Below are 1,977 nucleotides of genomic sequence, written 5' to 3' on the forward strand. Positions count from 1 at the left end.
CTCTACTAGTAGCTTGCTTGGCTTCTTTAGCTACTGCATCTTCTCCTGATAATGCAACTCTAGGTTTTACTTCTGAACTCTAAACCTCTTCAGGTTCACCTGGTTTCTATTCCTCCTCAGGTTTTATTTCTTCTGTTGTAGGTTGAGCAAGTACCCACTAACTACCATTATAATAAACATTCTAACCATTTATATTAAGAGCTTTCTCTGCACTGTTATATGTATCCTATAGTTTAGTAATTAACTAGTGTCTATTATATGTTGAAGGTCCTAAGTAATCATTTAATCCCTCATTATACTAAAAGAAATGATTAAAACCAGTATTATTAAATTCTTTATTCCAATCAGCATAACCTCTTTCATTTAAGTTTTTACCAAAACCTAAATTCTTATCTTGTTTAATTTTATTTAGATTATTCATAGAGGTTATAAACTTATTAGCATCTGGGGTAACTCTATCTGGAATTTCTTGTAGAATTTTATCAAAATCATAGTAATTTCCCCATGTATCAGGATGTGTTGCATTTTCTTTAGTTCCTTTATCAGTAAGATAGCCAGTTCTCCAATAACCACCTCCTTCAAACTTTAGAATACCTCCTTTTCTTAATGCAAATAACCTTTCATACATTTTCTGTCTTGAGTTATAAGCAGCTCCTCTTAATGATTGATTATACTCTGGTATATTACCTAAATTTCTATAAGTACTATATCTACTAAAATAATCATTAATACGGTCTAAGTCACTAGAATAATATTGTCTAGCATTAGATCTTATATTACCAGATACAGAAAGTTCATCCATTGCTCTTTTTATATCATCTTCTGGAGTATTATATTTTCCTAATACTTTATCCTTCTTATATTGAGCTAATCGAGATTTAATAGAGTTATTCTACTATTTTTTACCTCTTTCTATTCTTCTTGCATTCAAATTCTATATTTCCTAATCTGTTAAGGGGGACTTCCCTTGCCTTTTTCTCTCACTATTAATTATGGAGATTTCTTTCTTTGTTAGTGGTTTTGTTCCAGAACTTAATTTTCTAAGATTATCAAAATTTCTAGGTTCTGTAGGAGAACTGGTTGACTATGATTCAGAAGAAGACTAAGTAGCAGTTCGTGCTGGCTAAGATGGTTTCTGTGGTTCTACAGCTTGCTATGTTCCTTTATATAGTGGATTTTTTTCTCTAAATCCAAAAGAATTATCCTCCTAATCAGAACTTACCATTCTATTTGCTTTATCTATTAACCAAGCATTAGACCACTTCTTTGGTACTACCTACCCACTTGCTGTGTCATAAGTATAACCTATTGGTAAATATTCTCTCTGAGACCAATCCATCTAAGCATAGTCTGTTCCTTTTTCTACATTTGGATTTCTATGAAGTGGGTGACGTAGATGGTTAAACTTTCCAGAAATAAATTCAGTTCCTAATTCTTCATCAGGAGCTACTTCTTTTAATATCTTATTTTGTTCTTCTATTCCTTTAGCCTTTTTTAATCTATTAAACTACTCTTCAGACATTTTTACAGATTTTCCAGACTTAACAGGAACATTTACATAATTTGAAGTTACATAATTTCTCTCTCGTTCTCTTCTATTAGATATTGTAGTACCTCTAGACCTTACTGCTCCAGTAATAGCCTTAATACCAGCAAGTGCATCTCTCCAATCTGCTACTGTCATTTCAGATGGATTACTCATCATCTTAGTAAAGGCATTTACAGAATTGACCATTCCCATTCCTGACATAATAGCTAAGGCTATCTTTGCTGTTGGTTTGAGGACTTTAACTATTTTAGTTGTTTTTGCTGATGTTCCCAATCCAGGAATTAATCCAAGAACATCCATTCCTAATCCAAACAAAGCATTCTTAGTAGTGTCCCATGCTGACATACTATCATCTGCAATATCAGCTCCAATATTTCCTAAAGTACTACCTAGACCAAGACCAGCAGATGTTACCGTACCATAACCAG

Annotated in this window: 2 protein-coding genes; both read right to left on the reverse strand. The window is 32.7% G+C overall.

Annotation, left to right across the window (positions count from 1 at the left end):
* Window positions 1-298: 298 nt before the first annotated feature.
* Complete coding sequence (locus ACI3VO_RS17260) at window positions 299-802, reverse strand: hypothetical protein (protein WP_439759089.1); 504 nt, start codon at window positions 800-802, stop codon at window positions 299-301.
* Window positions 803-1,507: 705 nt separating this feature from the next.
* Window positions 1,508-1,977 (reverse strand): hypothetical protein (locus ACI3VO_RS17265; RefSeq protein ID WP_439759090.1); only part of this gene is annotated, 470 nt, incomplete at its 5' end.

The sequence above is a fragment of the Intestinibacter sp. genome (assembly GCF_051866655.1).
Lineage (GTDB): Bacteria > Bacillota > Clostridia > Peptostreptococcales > Peptostreptococcaceae > Intestinibacter.

Bases quoted from the DNA above. Each gene is read 5' to 3' on its own strand.
- ACI3VO_RS17260 (WP_439759089.1), bottom strand. From the start codon at position 802: ATGGATGAACTTTCTGTATCTGGTAATATAAGATCTAATGCTAGACAA.